This is a genomic window from Burkholderia sp. FL-7-2-10-S1-D7 (assembly GCF_001524185.1).
Lineage (GTDB): Bacteria > Pseudomonadota > Gammaproteobacteria > Burkholderiales > Burkholderiaceae > Burkholderia > Burkholderia diffusa.
The window spans coordinates 1-2,272 of sequence record NZ_LOWY01000099.1; the positions used below are offsets into that span (position 1 = coordinate 1).

General features: G+C 55.9%; 4 protein-coding genes and 1 pseudogene. All 5 read right to left on the bottom strand.

Annotated elements, in window-relative coordinates:
* Nucleotides 1–116 (bottom strand): transposase (locus WS75_RS28055; protein ID WP_059680422.1); only part of this gene is annotated, 116 nt, incomplete at its 3' end.
* A gap of 192 nt (nt 117–308) precedes the next feature.
* The gene (locus tag WS75_RS28060; RefSeq protein ID WP_059685467.1) at nt 309–569 is read right to left on the bottom strand and encodes an Imm32 family immunity protein; all 261 of its coding nucleotides are present in this window, start codon (nt 567–569) and stop codon (nt 309–311) included.
* A 221-nt stretch (nt 570–790) separates the two neighbouring features.
* Nucleotides 791–925: pseudogene (locus tag WS75_RS35155) on the bottom strand (RHS repeat-associated core domain-containing protein); the annotation flags it as partial.
* Complete coding sequence (locus WS75_RS28065; RefSeq protein ID WP_059685468.1) at nt 921–1,346, bottom strand: SMI1/KNR4 family protein; 426 nt, start codon at nt 1,344–1,346, stop codon at nt 921–923. The pseudogene WS75_RS35155 and the gene WS75_RS28065, both read right to left, overlap by 5 nt.
* Nucleotides 1,343–2,272: RHS repeat-associated core domain-containing protein (locus WS75_RS35005; protein ID WP_179948961.1), on the bottom strand; the 930-nt coding region annotated here is incomplete at its 5' end. The genes WS75_RS28065 and WS75_RS35005, both read right to left, overlap by 4 nt.

A 2,272-nucleotide genomic window follows, 5' to 3' on the forward strand; every position in this document is an offset into this window, starting at 1 on the left:
TAGAACGTCTGTTCCGAAATGTTGTGGCGCTTGCATAGATCCTTCACCGGCTCATCCCGGCTCTCGGCCTCGCGCAAAATGCGGATGATCTGCTCGTCGGTAAATCGCTTCTTCATCGAGTCCTCCTTGTCCATAGGATAAAAGAGAACTCACTTGCCGGATGGCTACAAGAAACGTCTCAGGTCACCCGCACATCGGCCGTAATCCCTTATCCAGCAAGCTCACCATCACCGCCGCCTGAACGCCTAGCTTCGACTGAGCATACAGACAACAAGGGCCGCGACAGCGGCCCTTCGATCATTTAGCTGCTAACCACCAAGCAACTTCACTTTGTCTTGATTGATAGCGATCACGTCAACGTGATTCTCATACGAGAAATTCGATATCGAATCTTGCAGATGTACGTGCTCAGCGTCATTGGAATCCATTTCGTAAGCCGCATTAATCAGGAATACACCGAGAGCCCTAATAACCTCCGGCTTGGCAAGGATAGAAATCTCATCCAGCTTTAACGACCTATCGTCGCCTTCCAGCGTTCCAAAAATCTTCACTTCACCAAGATCGGTCATAGATCGAAGCCCTTTTCACGCAAATAATCTTTCTCTGCTCGCGTCAGTCCAGAGACGCCCCCACGCGATCCGTGGCTCTGCGTCCCATCCTTATTCACAACAACCTCTTGCTTTCTGGACTTGCATTGACAGTGGGCATGAACTTGTTGGTTCGTATTCTCCACATGTGGTGGATCAATTCTGACCCGACCGTTCCCGACAGTAACCCACTGGCCAGATCGGGCCAAGCCCAACGGATCGACCCACTGCACTGGATTCGGCGCGTACTGATAGACGTTGATCCCGCCGGCCAGTCCGATCGGGTCTTTCGATACGAACCGTCCGCTACTCGGATCATAGTACCGGTGCCGGTTATAAGTTGTCGCCCGTTATGAGGCCGTCGTGGATGCGGGTTAGTCCGACCACGAAATCGCTAGCCAGCGGTTTGACTTCATCCTCTGCCAGCGCACCAAGTGGCACAACAACGAAACGTTCACCCTTCCGGAGATCCAAGGCAAAGCAATAATCCCCACCGTCCGTACCGATGCCCACGAAATCTTGGCCCATGCGTGACGTAATCGAATACAAGGCATTGAGTTCAATGACCTGCTCGACGGTCCACATGGACAGGTAGAGATCGCCAACCTCTCCCTCCCCCCCATCCGCCCACAAAAGGAAGTCTTTATAGTTCGGTGGAAGCGAGACACCTAGAGTTGATTCCAGGCTCGCGATTGCTGCCAGGGTGGACTGAGCGTTTCCGTGAAAACCTGCTCCCAACAATGCGGTGAAATCTGTCATTTGATTGCTCCGAGCTGATCGAAATACTTGTACGCCTTCTTCAAGGCACGCTTACGGCAGTCGTCCGAGATCCCCGCAGCCCGCATGTCTTGTGACGAGTAGTTGAACTGATCCTGGATGCTGGTAGCCCACGGGTCCTGCCCAGCAGCAGCCATTGCGTCGCGACGCGCGTTCTGGCTATCACTGATCGCTTTGTGGATCGGGTTTTGTGGGATGAGGATTGCAGGCGCTTCACGATAGCTGTATCCCTCGATTCCGTTCGCTTTAGCCCAACGATCCTGAATGATGTGATGACTCTGATAACCAGATGGGCGGGGGCTCGGCTGATTACCGTGTGGCTCAACTCCACATGGGCATCCGCATTGCTTCGCGAGTCCAAGCGGATCAATCCAACCTGTTGGGTTATCAGCGTACTGATAGCTGTTGAGTCCACCCGCATACCCAATCGGATCCTTGCTAACGAACCGCCCCACCTCCGGATCGTAATACCGATACCGGTTATAGTGCAGCCCCGACTCATGGTCATGGTACTGCCCCTGGAAGCGTATCGGGTTAGCGATCGGTGCTTTGCCGGATGCTTTCCGGATGGCCTCCTGCGCGACACCCCACGCGCGGTACTCCGCGCTCCACGCAATCTCGCTGTGCTCGTCGGTCAGTTCCTGCGGCGTGCCGAGGTGATCGCACTGGTACCACGCCAGGCTGTTGATCGGCGGCGCTGGCGGCGGAGGGCCCCATAGCGGGTCCTCGTCCTGCCGGTAGTAATCGCCGTACTCGGGCTGGTCGAGCAATTCGATGGCGTCCTCGCGCACTGCCTGCGCCACCGGCACAAAGCTGCCCGGCTCGTACACGTAGTGCGTGGTGCGCGCACCAAAGCCGTCCTCGTCGGCGATCTTGCTCTCCCACGCCAGCGTATCGCCATCCCAGCC

What these genes read in the sequence shown, in the direction of transcription:
- WS75_RS28060 (WP_059685467.1), bottom strand. Translation starts at nt 569, where the DNA reads ATGACCGATCTTGGTGAAGTGAAGATTTTTGGAACGCTGGAAGGCGAC.
- WS75_RS28065 (WP_059685468.1), bottom strand. Translation starts at nt 1,346, where the DNA reads ATGACAGATTTCACCGCATTGTTGGGAGCAGGTTTTCACGGAAACGCT.